The sequence below is a fragment of the Roseobacter sp. HKCCD6576-2 genome (assembly GCF_013179285.1).
Classification (GTDB): Bacteria; Pseudomonadota; Alphaproteobacteria; order Rhodobacterales; family Rhodobacteraceae; genus Rhodophyticola; species Rhodophyticola oceani.
In genome coordinates this window covers 881,699-896,845 of the sequence record NZ_WVNW01000001.1, presented here as the reverse complement: position 1 = coordinate 896,845, position 15,147 = coordinate 881,699, and the positions used below count along the sequence as shown (strand labels likewise).

The window sequence follows — 15,147 nt, the reverse complement described above, 5'->3', positions numbered from 1 at the left end:
CCCCGGCCCACCCTGACGCCCGTGCAACAGGGAGGCGGCAGCAATGGCGCAAGTGGATGGCTTTACCCAGATGATCGATGACAGCACCGCGTTTTTCGCGGAGCTGGCGCAGAACAACCGTAAAGACTGGTTCGATCCGCGCAAAGATCACTACACGCAAGCGATCAAGAAACCGGCGGAACTGTTTTCGGAGTTGATGGCCGAAGAACTGACGAAGCTCTTGGGCCGCTCGATGAAGGGCAAAGTCTTCCGCATCTATCGCGACGTCCGGTTTTCCAAGGACAAGACGCCTTACAACACGCACCTGCATATCCTCTGGTCCGGCACCGGCGATGGGCCGTTCAATCCCGGTGTATTTTTTGCCGCCGATACCGATGGCCTTTGGGTCGGCTATGGGTTGCCTGGTCTCAAAGGTGATGCGCTCACCCGGTTTCGGGCCTTCATTGACGCCAAAGGTGCGGCGTTGGCAGAGACGCTCGCCGCGACGGACATGACGCTGTCCACCTGGGGACCGGAGCCGTTGAAACGCGTGCCCGCACCATATGCAGCCGATCATCCGCAGGCCGATCTTTTGAAGCGAAAAAATCTGGTGATCGGTGCCCCGGTCGCCTCAGATTGGCGGGATCACTCCAACGGATTGATCGGCGCGGTGTTGGACGCCGTGCGGGTCACGCTCCCGCTCGATCGCCTGTTTGCCACGCATCTAATCGGTGGCTCCTAACCGCTGACGCGGCATCACCTCGGTCAAAACTTCCGCTATTTGGGCACCAAGCCTCGTCTTTTGGCCCAATTTGCGGTTTAACGGTGGGGACCCAAGGTCACATTTGCCAAACAAGCGGTCGAAGCCGCGCCGGAGAGTGACCGTTTAAAGAGTGAGCAGGAACCACCCCAAGGGGCGATATGGCCAAGCATCAATACACAATTCTGTCGATGATGAAGAATGAAGGCCACTGCCTTCTGGAATGGGTCGCCTATCATCACTTGATGGGGTTCGATAACATCTGCGTCTATACCAATAATTGCTCGGACGGCACCGATGAGATGCTGATCCGGCTCGAAGAAATGGGCATCACGCAGCATTTCCGCAATGACGTGCCTGAAGGCAAAAAACCCCAGCCCAACGCGCTCAACCTGGCGCAATCCAATCCTGAGGTCTGCGACAGCGAGTGGATCATGGTGATGGATGCCGATGAGTTCCTGAACATCAAGGCGGGCGACGGCACCGTCGGTGCTCTGATGGAGGCGATGCCGAAACCCATCGATGCGATCAATATCACCTGGCGCTTCTTCGGCTCCAACGATGTGACGCCATGGAACCCTGGACTCGTCACCGAAAGCCTCACGCGCGCCGCGCCCGATGCGTTCAAGAAGGGCTGGGGCGTGAAAACAATGTTCCGCCCGTATGACGAGATGAAGCTCGGCATCCACCGCCCGCATATCAAAAAAGCCAAGCTCTACCCCGAACGCCCCCGCGCGATGATGGCGCAGACCTGGGTCAACGGCTCGGGTAAGGAGATGCAGAATGATTTCAAGCTCTCCGGCTGGCGCTCGACCAAACCGACGCTTGGCTATGACCTTGTAGAGTTGAACCACTATGCGGTGAAAAGCTACGAGGCCTATCTGCTCCGCCGGATGCGCGGCAATGTGAACAACAAGACCGACAAATATAACGCCAGCTATTTCTCGATCTTCGACCGCAATGAGATCGAAGTGCGTGGCGCGGCCGACCGTGGCCCGGCGGTGCGCGCCAAGATGGATGAATGGCTGCAAGATGAGCAGCTGGCCCAGCTTCAGAAAGAAGCGCTGGCGTTCCATGAAGCCCAGGTCAAGAAACTGCGCGAAACTGGCGAATATGACGAGTGGTTGGCGCAGTTGAAACAGGCAGGCAAGCTCTCGATCAAAGAGCTCGATGAGGTGCTCTTCACCCTGCATCTGCCGATGAAATACCAAGAGGTCGTCAAACAACTGCGCGCACGCGGCGTGCCGGACAAGGTCATCGCAAAGATGATCAACTCCGAGCAAACCGGGCGCAAAGCGGCGGCCAGGCGGAGCCTCCATAGCGTCGCCACAGATGGCGATGAAGCGGCCTCAGATACAGAGGTCGAGGAAATCGCTCCTGATCGCGCAGACCCCGATCACAGCGGCAAGTCGGCCGATGAGATTGCAGACGAGATCTTCAAAGCCCTCACCCAACCCAAAGCGACGATCAATGTGATCGCGCAGAAGGCCAAAGCACCGGCACCGGAGGCGGCTCAACCTGCGCCTACCCCGTCGGCGACGCCAGAAACACCGATCGAATCCGCCCGCCCAACCCCCGCCCCCGATCCCAACCGGTTCGCCATCCGCCCGCGCCCCGAAGACGCCAAGAACAGGCGGATCGTGGTCTCAACGATGAAGAACGAAGGACCTTACGTCGTTGAATGGATCGCGCATTACCTGAACCTCGGGTTTGATGGATTCGTCCTGTTTTCGAACGACTGCACCGATGGCACCAATTTGATCTTGAACCGCCTCGACGCGATGGGGATCGTGCAGCATTTCGACAACCCGCTTGGCCCCCGGATGGACCCGCAACGCCGCGCCTATTCCCGGGCGAATCGGATGGACGTGGTGAAAAATGCCGAATGGGTGATGATCGTCGATGCGGACGAGTTCTTGAACATCCATACCGGCGACGGTAGTTTGGACGCCCTGCTTGAGGCGCTCCCCGACGAAACCGATGCGGTGTCGATCAACTGGCGGCTTTTTGGCTCCTCCGGGGCCAAACATATGGACCCGAGTCCGGTCACCAAGCGTTTCACCCGCGCCTGCAATGTGGTGCAGCCAGAGAATGGCCTTGTCTGGGGTTTCAAAACGCTCTTCCGCCCGAAAAGCTTCGACTATTTTGGTGTGCACCGCCCCCGTTTCAACAAGGATCGGGAGGTCAACCCGAAGGAAGTCACCTGGGTGACCGCGAGCGGCAAGCCGATCGGAGATCAGTATCTTGAGACAGGCTGGCGCTCAAACGCGCGGGTGGTGAGCTATGAATTCGGGCAGGTGAACCACTACGCCGTGAAATCGCGGGAAGAGTTCGTGCTCAAAAAGCTGCGGGGCACGGCAAATTCTAAGGATAAAAACCGGATCGACCTGGAGTATTGGGACAAGTTCGATCTCAATACATTTGAGGATACCTCGATCCGTTCGGGTGACCTACAGGGCCGGATGGGCGCGCTTTTGGCTGATCCTGAACTGCGGGTACTGCATGATGCGAGTTTAGATGTCTCGCTCCGTGCTATCGAACATCAGTTGGAGGCGTCGGAGCAGGCGGATTTTATCAATGGAGTCACGCCAAGCGCCCCGAAAGACGCCGCCGAATAACGCCGTTCAAAGCGGGTGCGGCTGCCCATCCCAGGTTTCAAACACGCCTGTGGTGTCGGGACCAAGGGCGTCGAAACGCTGGATCAGACCAGTGGCCGCCTGAGTGGCGGTGATATCGGCCGCTGAGCCCCCCATATCGGTTTGCACCCAACCGGGATGATAGATCCCCACCGCGATCCCCTCGGGCGCCAAATCATGGGCCAGATTGCGCCCCAGATTGAGGGCCGCGGATTTGGAGGCGCGATAGATGTATCTCCCGCCCGTGGCCCGTGTGTTGCTACCAAGCTGTGACGACAGGATTGCGATCTTCGCCGCACCGGCGGCGCGGAGCTGCGGCAGGAGCGCCTGGATCATCAAAAACACACCTGTCACGTTGACTGCAAAGGTCTCTGCCCACATCTCCGGCGGATAGCCCGTTTCGAGAGCCTCCTCCCGGTCGTGCAACACCCCGGCATTGCAAATCAGCAGATCAAGCGGCCCCTCGACCCGCTCTGCCAGGGCAGAGATCGAGGCCGGATCGGCCATATCCGCCTGTTCCCATTGAACATTTGCCAAAGGCATCGCGGAACGCGTGGTTGCAATGACGTGGTCGCCTCGGGCCGCCAATGCCTCGGCCATCGCAAGGCCGACGCCGCGATTGGCCCCGGTGATCAACGCCCGCATCTCAGTTTGCTTTCGATTTTGGCACGCCCGGCAATGGCGCAATCGGCACGCCATCTTCGATCAGGGCCTTGGCCTCTTCCGGTTTCGCCTCGCCATGGATCATCCGCTCGGGCGCATCGCCCAGATGGATCGCGCGCGCCTCATCGGCGAATTTGCCGCCCACATAGGTGGAGTGTTTCTCCACATGGGCTTGCATCGCCTTCATCGCCTGTTCCACCGGTGTGGCGGGCGTGCTGAGCGATGGCGCAGGCGCATCGGCAGCCGGTGGCTCCGGGGCCACAACCCCGCCCTTCTTCCTGACACGCGGGGCCATGATCGCCTTCTTGACATCATCGGCACCACAGACCGCACAAGACAGAAGCCGCTTTGCCGCCAGCGCATCAAACGCTTCGGCAGATTGGAACCAACTGTCAAAGGCATGCCCTTCGACACATTTCAGCGAATATCGGATCATGATCGCGCCAACCTAAGCAAATCTCTCCGGCAATCAAGCGCTTGCTGTTAGCGGAGCCGGGACGGGTCAAACTCCCGCAGGATGAGTTTCAACTCCAACTCCCGCACCCGCGCGGCCGCCTTTTTCGGCGTGAACCATTTGCGTTTCCGCATGGTCATCTCTGGGAATTCGGCTTCGAGTTTCTTGACCTCGACCGGGAACACCGCAACGATGCAGGGCAGGTCCGGCCCATCCTCCATCTTCTTGTTATAACTATAGATTCCGGCAACATGGTCATGCGCGTTGCCTTTGACACCGGCCTCTTCCCAAGCCTCCTGCGCCGCTGCATCCGCCGGGGTCAGACCATCCATCGGCCAGCCCTTTGGAATGATCCAGCGTCTGGTGTCCCGCGAGGTGACCAAGAGCACCTCGACCCCGGTCTTCCGCGTTCGATAGCAGAGTGCTGCAAATTGCGTGCGGGTTTCACGTTTTGGAACGCCCCCGATTTGCAAGGGGGCCTGAAATGTCTTTGGACTGCCCATATACCGTTTTTTCATCCTGTTCTGGCCACAACATATGCGATTTCTAGAAAGAATCCAGCATAACAAGGCATTGTGACATCTGTTGCGGCATCTGCCTCGGCTTGATCCTCCGCCAAACGCACTTAATTTTCGGTTAGCTTGAGGAGCCCGACATGCAGAACCCGCCCCTGTTTCTGGGCTCCGAGATTTATCGTGGCTCCAGCTACGGGCAATGGCATCCGCTCCGCGTGCCACGCGTTTCAACGGTGATGGACCTCTCCCGCGCCATGGGTTGGCTGCCGGAGACACAATATCGAAACTCGCCGCGCGCCAAGCCGAAAGCCCTGCATATTTGGCACACCGAGGCCTATGTCGCAGCGTTGGAGCAAGCGGAGCGCGACCAAGCGGTGAGCGCGGAGACACGCGAGCGCCATGGCCTCGGCACCGTCTCGAACCCGATCTATCCCGAGATGTTCCGCCGCCCCGCCACCGCCGCCGGTGCATCGCTTTTGGCCGGCGAACTCTTGGCGGATGGCGGCATCATCTACCACCCCGGCGGCGGCACGCATCATGGAATGCCTGACCGGGCGGGCGGATTTTGCTATCTGAATGACCCGGTCCTCGCGATGCTCTCGCTCCGTCGGGCGGGTGCCAAACGCATCGCATATGTGGATATCGACGCGCACCATGCGGATGGTGTGGAGGCCGGATTTGCCGGCGATCCCGAGACGCTGTTGATCTCCGTCCATGAGGAGCGGCGATGGCCCTTTACAGGCGGGCTGGACGAAGATGGGGGTGGCAACTGCCTGAACCTGCCGGTACCGCGCGGCCTAAATGACAACGAAATGGGCTTTATTCTCAACGAGTTGATATTGCCAGCCGTCGGGAACTTCACCCCTGACGCCCTTGTCTTGCAATGCGGCGCGGACGCTGTCGACGAGGATCCGCTGAGCCGCCTCAGCCTGTCGAACAATGCTCATTGGGATGTTTTGCGCGGCCTGACGAGCCTCAAGGCGCCGCGCCTTTTGGTACTTGGCGGCGGCGGGTACAATCCTTGGTCTGTCGGGCGGCTTTGGACGGGCATTTGGGCGACCCTGAATGGCCATGACATCCCCGATCGCGTGCCACCTGACGCAGAGGCCGTGCTCCGCGCGCTGACGTGGGACAAGGCGCGCGCGGGCCGCAACCCGCCGGCGCATTGGTTCACGACATTGCGCGATGTGCCCCGCCCAGGGCCGATCCGACCGGAGATTGCCGAACGCGTGACGCAGCTGCGTCAACGTCCAGCGGCACGCGGAAATATTCCGACTGAAAAACTCAGGCATTGACATACCCGACGCTTTTGCTCAGGAATGAACCTCATGATGACTGAGGAGCCAGACATGACCTTCCATTCACTTGTAGAAGCCGATTCGGCCTCGCCGCGCCTGCCCACACCAGACATGCCCGTTCATGATGCCCGCACACTTACCGGACGCGAAGGCAGCACCGCCCTGATCGTTCTGGATGACAAGACCTACACCCTGCGCATCACCCGCGCCGGAAAGCTCATCCTCACAAAGTAAAAGTAACAACAAGGCCAGGTTATGTCGAAACACCCCAGCCCCTGCATTGATGTCTGCAAATTCCGCCGCGCCGGGCATTGCATCGGATGCTCGATGACCAAAGACCAAAAGGCGATGTATAAGACGCTGAAGAAAGCCGACCACCAAGAGGCTTTCATCAAGATGCTGATCGCGCAGCAGGAGGTGATGGGCAAATACTCCGCCTGGCAGCCCGCCTATGTCCGGAAATGCATGAAAAAAGGGGCGAAACCGCCCCTTGGTCTTGGCAAAGCTGCGAAAAAGGCCGCCTAGTCGGCAGCCTCGTGTCTCAGCGCAGGTGAGAGCGCAGAATCCAGGCGAATTTCTCATGCACCTGACCACGTGCGATGCACAGATCCTCGGTCAGAGTATCGCCATGCTCGGCGGCAAGCGCGCCTGCCTCGGCCAAAGTCGAAGCCAGAGTCTCTTGGGCCTTTTGCAGCGCCGCCACCATGGTTTCGGCATCGGCATGACCGTCATGCTCTTCGACTTTTGAGCGCTCCAGCATCACCGAAAGCTGCCCCAATGCATGGCCGTCCAGCGCTTTGACACGCTCGGCCAGGTCGTCTTGGGCCACGAAATGGTCCTCATAAATCTCTTGGAACAGCGCGTGCAGCGGGCCAAAGCCCATGCCGGTCACATTCCAATGAAAGTTTTGCGCCAACATCGTGGTCACGGCGGTTTCCGCCACGCCTTGGGTCAGTGCCTCCACGATTGCGCCCTGTGCGGTCGGGCTCATCTGCGCGGCAGGTTGAGTCATAGGTCTATCCTCTTGATGATAATCAAAGCGGGCTGGCGCATCGGCTGGCTGGCGATACGATCAATTTAGAGACATTCTAAAAACTGTCGAGGGCAATTCGGCACTTTTTACCGATTATGCCGAAATTTTCTCGCGCGCTTCGATGTTTGGGCGATCATCCAATGCAGCGGCCAGGCTATGCACCAAAAACGCCACTTGCCGCTCCGCATGGCGTGGGATGCGCCGTTTGATCAGAAATGTCAGGCTATCGGCGTCTCCTGCCCGCGCCCGGTCGAGCAGTTGCAGCAGCCAGGCTTCATCAAATGAGACCTGGTCATCGCCGGGCCGATAAAGCCGAAACCCGTTCGGCAGCAATGTCGGCAGGGCCCGAAACAGCGCCTGCACATAGGCCAACGCCGCCTGCTCCCGCGCCATACTCAACACAGCGCAGGCCTCAAACAAGTCGCTCCGCCGCATCACCCGGCAGCGGGCGCCCGCGACGCGCAACCACGCCAACTCCGACCGGTCACATCCGGGATTTCGCGCATCTGAAACGGTGTATTTCTGAGCAAGCATAGGCGGCCTGAATCAATATCTGACTGTTCTTATCAGATATAATCTGCAATGCCATCTGCAAGACCGTCGCAGGGCTAGAAAAACACCAGCCAGTTGCGCATCACAAACAGCTCCGCGCCCAGGATCACACCAAACCCCAGACGGGGACCCCATGTCTCATAGCGGCGCCAGAGCACAACATAGCAAGCCGCGGCCAAAAGCGCTTCCAGCGGGGCCACAATCCGCGCGCCATTGCGACTGTCCCAATAGCTGACCGGGCTTTCAAAGATCCAATTGCTCAGAGGCCAGAAATGCGGTCGCCCGTCGTCATGATGCAAAGCAAAATCCGTCACCAAATGGATCAGCGCTGCGCCACCAAGGGCCACAATCCACGGGGTTCGACGCCAAAGCCCGAAGGCCAAAACCGCGCCCCAGACGAAAACCGAATTGTCGATTGCGAAGACGTGCTGCCAGGCATCGGAGAAATATAGCTCGTCAAACACCACCTGAGGCGGGATTTGCAACACGATCAGCGCCACGCCAGCCATTAGGTAAAGCGATAGATCGGGTGCCAGGGCTCCAATGATCGCGGCGGTCGTGGTATGTCGCCGCTCTGGGTCGCCAAACGCCGCTGCACCCAGCAAGAGATGTGCAGGCGTATTCATGCTCCGCCCCGAAGCAGACAGAGCGGCGCAAACATCTGATCAGCCGATCTTCGGCAGCAGCGTGTCCAATGAGGCTTTCGCATCGCCATAGAACATCCGCGTGTTTTCCTTAAAGAATAGCGGATTCTCGATGCCGGAATACCCTGTCCCTTGGCCGCGTTTCGACACGAAAACCTGTTTCGCTTTCCAGACTTCCAGAACTGGCATCCCCGCTATGGGGCTGTTCGGATCATCCTGCGCCGCCGGGTTCACGATGTCATTGGAGCCGATGACAATCGCCACGTCAGTCTCTGGGAAATCCTCGTTGATTTCATCCATCTCCAGCACGATGTCATAGGGTACCTTCGCCTCTGCCAAAAGCACGTTCATATGCCCCGGCAGACGGCCCGCGACCGGGTGGATCGCAAAGCGCACGGTCTTGCCCGCCGCCCGCAGCTTGCGGGTCAACTCGCTCACCGATTGCTGCGCCTGCGCCACAGCCATACCATAGCCGGGGACGATGACGACGCTATCGGCCTCGTTCAATGCCACGGCCACGCCATCAGCATCGATCGCCACCTGTTCGCCATCGATCTCCATCGCCGGGCCGGAGGCACCGCCAAACCCGCCAAGGATCACGCTGACAAAACTGCGGTTCATCGCCTTACACATGATGTAGCTGAGGATCGCACCAGACGAGCCGACCAGCGCGCCGACCACGATCAGGAGATCATTACCGAGCGAGAAGCCAATCGCCGCCGCGGCCCAGCCGGAATAGGAGTTCAGCATCGACACCACCACGGGCATATCCGCGCCGCCGATCCCCATGATCAGGTGATACCCGATGAAAAGCGCGAGAAGCGTCAGAAGCACCAGCGTCCAACTGCCCGCATCGCCCAGATAAAGCGCAGCCAGGATCAGCGAGCCCGCCGCCGCACCCGCATTCAGCAGATGACCACCCGGCAATTGCTTCGCCGTGCTGTCCACCCGGCCTGCCAACTTGCCATAAGCGATGACAGAGCCGGTGAAGGTGACCGCCCCGATCCAGATGCCCAGCATCAGTTCGATCCGCAGGATGGTGATCTCAACGCCTGTTTTCTTGGCCACAATGCCCGCAAACCCGGTGAACGTGCTTGCATAAGCGGCCCCCTCGGTCGTGACCTCTTCGGGCCGCGGGAAGGGGAAGCCAGCCTCGACAAAGGCCGCCGTGACACGTCCGATCTCAATATCAGCGTTGAAACCGACGAAGACCGCCGCGAGGCCCACAAGCGAGTGCATGATCGCCACAAGCTCGGGCATTTGGGTCATCTGCACCCGTGTGGCGAGTTGATAACCCACCGCCGCGCCGAGGCCGATCAAAATGACCGAGAGAAGCCAGAGCCCCTGCCCTGGGCCCACCATCGTGGCCAGCACAGCGATCGCCATGCCGACGATCCCGTACCAGACCGCGCGTTTCGCGCTTTCCTGGCCCGAGAGCCCGCCAAGCGACAGGATGAAGAGAACCGCCGCGACCGCATAGGCCGCAATCGTAAATCCGAAATCCATTATCTCTACCCCTGCCCGCTCAAGATTTCTGGAACATGGCGAGCATGCGCCGTGTCACGAGGAAACCGCCGAAGATATTCACCGACGCCATAAAGATGCCCAAGGCCGCCAAAAGCGTGATCAGGAAGGAACTGGACCCAATCTGAATAAGCGCACCGAGGATGATGATCGAAGAGATCGCGTTGGTCACCGCCATCAGCGGCGTATGCAAACTGTGCGCGACGTTCCAGATCACCTGGAACCCGATGAAGATCGACAGGATGAAGACGATGAAATGCTGCATGAAGCTCGCGGGTGCCACGAGACCCACGGCCAGCACAGCAGCCCCGCCGGCGGCGATCAGCGCCACCTGGCGCTTGGTCTGCTCCTTGAAGGCCGCGATTTCTTCGGCGCGCTTTTCCTCCGCCGTCAACTCGCGGGCCGCCTCTTTCTTCGGCGCTGCTGCTATGGCCGCAACCTTGGGTGGCGGCGGCGGGAAGGTGATCTCGCTATCAAACACCGCCGTCGCACCGCGGATCACGTCATCTTCCATGTCATGATTGACCTGGCCGTCCTTCTCGGGCGTCAGATCGGTCATCATGTGCCGGATATTGTTGGCGTAAAGCGTCGAGCTCTGCGCCGCCATCCGGCTTGGGAAATCGGTGTAGCCGACGATGGTCACGCCATTATCGCTGACGATTTTCTCATCCATAACCGTGAGTTCGCAGTTTCCACCGCGCTCGGCCGCCAGGTCGACGATGACCGATCCCGGCTTCATCGCCTCGACCATATCCTTGGTCCAGAGCACCGGCGCGTCGCGGCCCGGGATCAACGCAGTGGTGATCACGATGTCAATCTCTGGTGCCAACTCGCGGAACTTCTCGAGCTGTTTCTCACGGAATTCCGGGCTGGAGGGGGCCGCATAGCCGCCGGTCGCCGCGCTATCCTGGCCGGTTTCTTCGAACTCCAAGAAGACGAACTCCGCTCCCATCGATTCAATCTGCTCGGCCACCTCAGGGCGGACGTCAAACGCATAGGTGATGGCGCCCAAAGAGGTCGCCGTCCCGATTGCCGCCAGTCCGGCGACGCCTGCGCCGACCACCAGAAGCTTTGCGGGCGGCACTTTGCCGGCCGCCGTCACCTGACCTGTGAAGAACCGGCCGAAATTGTTGCCCGCTTCGATCACCGCGCGATACCCGGCGATATTCGCCATCGAGCTTAGCGCATCCATCTTCTGCGCCCGGCTGATCCGCGGCACCATATCCATTGCGATCACATTCGCGCCTTTGGATTTAGCCAACTCCATCAGGGCTTCATTCTGCCCTGGATAGAAGAACGAGATCAAAAGCTGCCCATGTTTCAGCCGCTTGACTTCGGTGTCGGTGGGCGGACGCACCTTGGCGACGACATCGACAGCCTTGTAAAGCCCCGCCGGGGTCTTGATGATCTCCACCCCTGCCGCTTCATAAGCCGCGTCCGAGAAGCCTGCGGACGCTCCGGCGCCTGCCTCAATCGCGCATTCATATCCCAGTTTTTGAAGCTGCGCCGCACTCTCCGGCGTCATCGCCACCCGAGATTCCCCGGCCTCAACCTCTTTCGGTGCCCCGATTTTCACTGGCATCCCCCCTTTTTGGTTCCGTCCTTGCTAAGCCCCGATGTAGCAACATGGCAGATGTTGCGCAACAGCACGACTTGGCGACATAATCTTTCCCACGCGGCAAGCGGATTTGATCAAACCCGCCCGCCCGGTTCGGCTGAATAGACGCCCTCACGTAAGGGAATGTCCACCCCCCGCATCCGCGCATATTGCCGCTTGTGGCGTGACGCGTAGGATGCGCCGCAGGGAGGACTGATTTATGGAGCATCAAGGACGTCACGCGCTGGTCACCGGCGGCGGCACCGGCATCGGGCTTGGCATCGCGACCGGACTCGCCAAGGCCGGGGCCGAGGTCACCATCACCGGGCGCAACCTGGCCCGGCTTGAGGAGATCGCAAGCGCTCACCCCCGCTTGCACGCGCTGGCGATGGATGTGAGTGATCCAACCTCCGTCCAGACAGGTATAAACGCCGCCGCCGCCGCGCACGGCCCCGTCGCCATCTGCGTCGCCAATGCTGGCATCGCCGAACCCGCCCCCTTCGCCAAGGAAACGCCCGAACACTGGCGCAGCATCATGGCGACCAATCTCGACGGCGCGTTTTTCACGTTTCAAGCGGCCCTGGCGACACTTGGCAAAGAGGATTGGGGCCGGATGATCGTGGTCAGTTCCATCGCTGGTGTCCGTGGCCTGAAAAACGCCATCGCTTATACCGCGTCTAAACATGGTGCGATTGGCCTGATCCGCGGCCTATCGGAAGAATACATGCGCTCCAACATCACCTTCAACGCCCTTTGCCCCGGCTACGTCGATACCGAGATCGTCTCCCGCAACGCCGCGCAAATCGCCGCTCATCAAGGGATCAGCGAGGCCGAAGCGCGGGGCTATCTTGCCGGCGGCAACCGTCATAAAACCCTGCTAGACACCGATGAGATCACCGGCGCCGCGCTCTGGCTCTGCTCTGACAGCGCGCGCAGCGTCAATGGCCAAACCATCCAAATCGCGGGCGGCCAAGTCTCCTAAACTCTCGCCGCACCAAACGCGCGGCGATCCGTGTGCCGCCCTCGCGTCCCGTCCATGGCAATGCGGGCTAAGGAGGGCTCCCGTCAGGGGGCGTGACGCGGCCCGCTGCCCCGCCCGAAAGTGAGCCGATGCCCGATATCCGCCCCTTCACCCCCGATATGGCCGCCGCCTGCGGCACGCTCTTCTATAACGCCGTGCAAATCGGCGCGGCCGCCCACTATGGCCAATCCCAACGTGATGCCTGGGCCGGCGCGCCGATCCCAGCGGACCGATTTCTCACCCGCTTCGCCGACCAAAAAGTGTTAACCGCCTGGAACGACACCCAGCTTACCGGGTTCATGACCCTCCGCGCTGACGGCTATCTCGACATGGCCTTTGTTGCGCCGGAGGCGCGCGGCACCGGCACCGCCGATGCGCTTCTGGCCGGGCTGCTCAGCCACGCCAAAGCAAACGGGCTTTCCCGGCTTTTCACCTTCGCCAGCTTCCCCGCGCGTTCGTTTTTCGCCCGCCACGGCTGGTGCGTCATTCGGCCCAACATTGTCACAATCGGCAATGTCACATTAGAGAATTTCGAAATGGAATTCAGGCTCTAGCAGCTTTCCCGAGACAACGGCATACGACGGTGTGCAGATAACCACCTCATTTCATTGAATATTTTTGTTTACAGGGCGCAAAACTCTGTTAGTCACGCTGAAACGCAGCCTCGAACAGACCTCGCCCATGCCCCCGATTGACGACCACCCCTTGCGCTACGCGCTCGCCAATGAACTTCACGCCCGCCCGTTCCCCGTCCTCAGCAGCCCCGGCCAGGCGGCGTTTCTCGCGATCAAACACCCCGTCGATGCCGCGAAACGCGATCGGGCTCTGGACCGGGCCCATCTGATCGCGCTGCTCGACCGTCACGGCGCGCCGCACCCGCCCGAAGACGCCACGCATTACACCGGCCAAATCGGCAAATGCCATCTGAAATGGGAGCAACATACGGAGTTCGTGACCTACTCGGCCTTTCTCGACGGCCAAGCCGAGCGCGCGTTCGACCCCGAGATTTGGGAGGTCTTCCCTGAAGACTGGCTCGCCGCCGCGCCCGGAGCCCGGATCACCTCCGCCCATATCCACATCGCCAATGCGCCGAAATCCGAGGCCGAGATTGCCAAGCAGATTGACCGCTGGTTCCTGCCCGAAAGCCTCGCGGTCAGCCAGGTGCTGGACGCGGCCGCAGTGATCGCGGGCGACTTTCGCATCACCCCTCAGGGCCACATGAACTTCGCCCTGTTCGTGAACCCCAAAACCGGCCCGCGCCGGATTGGCCGCGTCGTGCAACGGATTTGCGAGATTGAGACCTATAAGGCCATGTCGATGCTCGGCCTGCCCCGCGCGCGCGCCATCAGCACCCGCATGGGTGCCGTGGATCGCGATCTGGCCGCCCTTCTGGATGACATGGCGGGGGACCTTGCAGAGCCTGACGCGACACTTGGCAAACTGCTGACCATCGCCGCCGATCTGGAAAACCAAATGGCGCGGGCCAGTTTTCGGTTCGGCGCCACCCGCGCCTATGAGGCTCTGGTGCATCAGCGGATCGAGGTTCTGCGCGAGACCCGGTTTCAGGGCCGTCAGACCTTTGCCGAATTCATGATGCGCCGGTTCGACCCCACGATGCGCACGGTGCAAGCCACCGAAAGCCGGTTGCAGCAGATGACCGAGCGGGCTTACCGCGCCGGTGATCTGTTACGGACCAGGGTCGATGTCGACCGTTCGGCGCAGAACCAAGCCCTCTTGGAGAGCATGGACAAGCGCGCCGCGTTGCAACTGCGCCTGCAAAAAACTGTCGAAGGCCTCTCGGTCGTTGCGATCAGCTATTACGCCGTGAACCTGATGGTCTATCTAACCACACCGCTTGCCGAACAAGCGGGTATCTCCAAGACAATCCTGGCATCCCTGCTCGCCCTGCCGGTTATTGCCGCCGTTTGGCTCATCGTTCGGGCGATCCGCCGCAAAGTCGATTAACCCGGGATCACCGTCAGCGGCACCAGATCGGTCAGCGACACGCCCAAGGCCTGCATCGCGGCCAGCGATATCCGGCTGCCTGCGCCCGGCTCTGCCTCAATCGGGATCAAGGTGAGGGTGACGGACGCGCCGCCCTCGGTCATCACCCGGCCCTCTTGCTCGACCCGCACCAACGGCGTGCGCAGCCAAAGCCCTGGCTCGGTCGGGTCGCCCAATGTGGCAACGGTCTCGCCGCCGCCACCGGCGGGCAAGGGCATGGGATCGTCCAAACCGGCGGTCCCTTCGGTCGTTGGCCGTTCCATCGGGCGCGGCGTATCTGTCCCCGGTTCCGAGGCCGACGACGCATCGCCTTGGAGCAGGCCAATACCATCAGCGCAGGCGGCCAAGCCCAACATCATCAAGGCGCAGAAAACCATTCTCATCATAGGATAAACCTAAGGAGATTGGTCACCGGCATCAACGCCGCAATCACGGCTTGCGGCGGCTCTCCGCCAGTCCTACCTTCG

Annotated in this window: 17 protein-coding genes; 8 read left to right on the top strand and 9 right to left on the bottom strand. The window is 60.6% G+C overall.

Features of this window, described 5'->3' with window-relative positions; translation table 11 throughout:
- Window positions 1–43: 43 nt before the first annotated feature.
- Both GTF44_RS04465 and GTF44_RS22070 read left to right on the top strand, forming a co-directional pair.
- Window positions 44–721, top strand: coding sequence for a DUF2461 domain-containing protein (locus tag GTF44_RS04465; protein ID WP_171557819.1), 678 nt, complete (start codon window positions 44–46; stop codon window positions 719–721).
- A gap of 179 nt (window positions 722–900) precedes the next feature.
- Window positions 901–3,357, top strand: a complete 2,457-nt coding sequence (locus GTF44_RS22070) for a glycosyltransferase family 2 protein (protein WP_253261151.1) — start codon at window positions 901–903, stop codon at window positions 3,355–3,357.
- A gap of 6 nt (window positions 3,358–3,363) precedes the next feature.
- On the opposite strand, the gene GTF44_RS04450 is transcribed toward GTF44_RS22070, so the two are convergent.
- The 3 genes from GTF44_RS04450 to GTF44_RS04440 are packed head-to-tail and all read right to left on the bottom strand — an operon-like array spanning window position 3,364 to window position 5,010.
- Window positions 3,364–4,020, bottom strand: coding sequence for an SDR family oxidoreductase (locus tag GTF44_RS04450; RefSeq protein WP_171557817.1), 657 nt, complete (start codon window positions 4,018–4,020; stop codon window positions 3,364–3,366).
- A gap of 1 nt (window position 4,021) precedes the next feature.
- The gene (locus tag GTF44_RS04445) at window positions 4,022–4,474 is read right to left on the bottom strand and encodes a DUF1178 family protein (RefSeq protein ID WP_171557815.1); all 453 of its coding nucleotides are present in this window, start codon (window positions 4,472–4,474) and stop codon (window positions 4,022–4,024) included.
- A 47-nt stretch (window positions 4,475–4,521) separates the two neighbouring features.
- Complete coding sequence (locus GTF44_RS04440) at window positions 4,522–5,010, bottom strand: NUDIX hydrolase (protein ID WP_253261150.1); 489 nt, start codon at window positions 5,008–5,010, stop codon at window positions 4,522–4,524.
- Window positions 5,011–5,147: 137 nt separating this feature from the next.
- On the opposite strand from GTF44_RS04440, the gene GTF44_RS04435 reads away from it, so the two are divergent.
- The 3 genes from GTF44_RS04435 to GTF44_RS04425 all read left to right on the top strand — a co-directional run bounded on the left by GTF44_RS04435 (window position 5,148) and on the right by GTF44_RS04425 (window position 6,830).
- Window positions 5,148–6,302, top strand: coding sequence for an acetoin utilization protein AcuC (locus GTF44_RS04435; RefSeq protein WP_171557814.1), 1,155 nt, complete (start codon window positions 5,148–5,150; stop codon window positions 6,300–6,302).
- A 114-nt stretch (window positions 6,303–6,416) separates the two neighbouring features.
- Window positions 6,417–6,539 carry a hemin uptake protein HemP gene (gene hemP, locus GTF44_RS04430; RefSeq protein ID WP_253261172.1) on the top strand — a complete coding sequence of 41 codons (123 nt, stop codon included), beginning with the start codon at window positions 6,417–6,419 and terminating at the stop codon, window positions 6,537–6,539.
- Window positions 6,540–6,560: 21 nt separating this feature from the next.
- On the top strand, window positions 6,561–6,830 hold the full coding sequence (locus GTF44_RS04425; protein ID WP_171557810.1) for a DUF1289 domain-containing protein: 270 nt from the start codon (window positions 6,561–6,563) through the stop codon (window positions 6,828–6,830).
- Window positions 6,831–6,846: 16 nt separating this feature from the next.
- On the opposite strand, the gene GTF44_RS04420 is transcribed toward GTF44_RS04425, so the two are convergent.
- The 5 genes from GTF44_RS04420 to GTF44_RS04400 all read right to left on the bottom strand — a co-directional run bounded on the left by GTF44_RS04420 (window position 6,847) and on the right by GTF44_RS04400 (window position 11,634).
- Entirely contained in the window at window positions 6,847–7,317 is a 471-nt protein-coding gene (locus GTF44_RS04420; protein WP_171557809.1) for a Dps family protein, read from the bottom strand.
- Between the two features lie 114 nt (window positions 7,318–7,431).
- Window positions 7,432–7,872, bottom strand: a complete 441-nt coding sequence (locus GTF44_RS04415; protein ID WP_171557807.1) for a hypothetical protein — start codon at window positions 7,870–7,872, stop codon at window positions 7,432–7,434.
- 74 nt (window positions 7,873–7,946) lie between these two features.
- On the bottom strand, window positions 7,947–8,516 hold the full coding sequence (locus tag GTF44_RS04410) for a cobalamin biosynthesis protein CobQ (RefSeq protein WP_171557805.1): 570 nt from the start codon (window positions 8,514–8,516) through the stop codon (window positions 7,947–7,949).
- Between the two features lie 39 nt (window positions 8,517–8,555).
- Window positions 8,556–10,040 carry an NAD(P)(+) transhydrogenase (Re/Si-specific) subunit beta gene (locus GTF44_RS04405; RefSeq protein WP_171557804.1) on the bottom strand — a complete coding sequence of 495 codons (1,485 nt, stop codon included), beginning with the start codon at window positions 10,038–10,040 and terminating at the stop codon, window positions 8,556–8,558.
- A 19-nt stretch (window positions 10,041–10,059) separates the two neighbouring features.
- Window positions 10,060–11,634: a Re/Si-specific NAD(P)(+) transhydrogenase subunit alpha gene (locus GTF44_RS04400; RefSeq protein WP_171557802.1), complete on the bottom strand. Its 1,575-nt coding sequence runs from the start codon at window positions 11,632–11,634 to the stop codon at window positions 10,060–10,062.
- A gap of 241 nt (window positions 11,635–11,875) precedes the next feature.
- Between GTF44_RS04400 and GTF44_RS04395 the strand changes: the two genes are divergently transcribed.
- The 3 genes from GTF44_RS04395 to GTF44_RS04385 all read left to right on the top strand — a co-directional run bounded on the left by GTF44_RS04395 (window position 11,876) and on the right by GTF44_RS04385 (window position 14,641).
- Entirely contained in the window at window positions 11,876–12,637 is a 762-nt protein-coding gene (locus GTF44_RS04395; protein WP_171557800.1) for an SDR family NAD(P)-dependent oxidoreductase, read from the top strand.
- 92 nt (window positions 12,638–12,729) lie between these two features.
- Window positions 12,730–13,230, top strand: coding sequence for a GNAT family N-acetyltransferase (locus tag GTF44_RS04390; protein WP_171557799.1), 501 nt, complete (start codon window positions 12,730–12,732; stop codon window positions 13,228–13,230).
- Between the two features lie 127 nt (window positions 13,231–13,357).
- Window positions 13,358–14,641 carry a DUF3422 family protein gene (locus GTF44_RS04385; RefSeq protein ID WP_171557797.1) on the top strand — a complete coding sequence of 428 codons (1,284 nt, stop codon included), beginning with the start codon at window positions 13,358–13,360 and terminating at the stop codon, window positions 14,639–14,641.
- Here GTF44_RS04385 and GTF44_RS04380 read toward each other — a convergent pair.
- The gene (locus GTF44_RS04380) at window positions 14,638–15,066 is read right to left on the bottom strand and encodes a hypothetical protein (protein WP_171557796.1); all 429 of its coding nucleotides are present in this window, start codon (window positions 15,064–15,066) and stop codon (window positions 14,638–14,640) included. The two genes, GTF44_RS04385 and GTF44_RS04380, sit on opposite strands and share 4 nt — an antisense overlap.
- Between the last annotated feature and the right edge of the window lie 81 nt (window positions 15,067–15,147).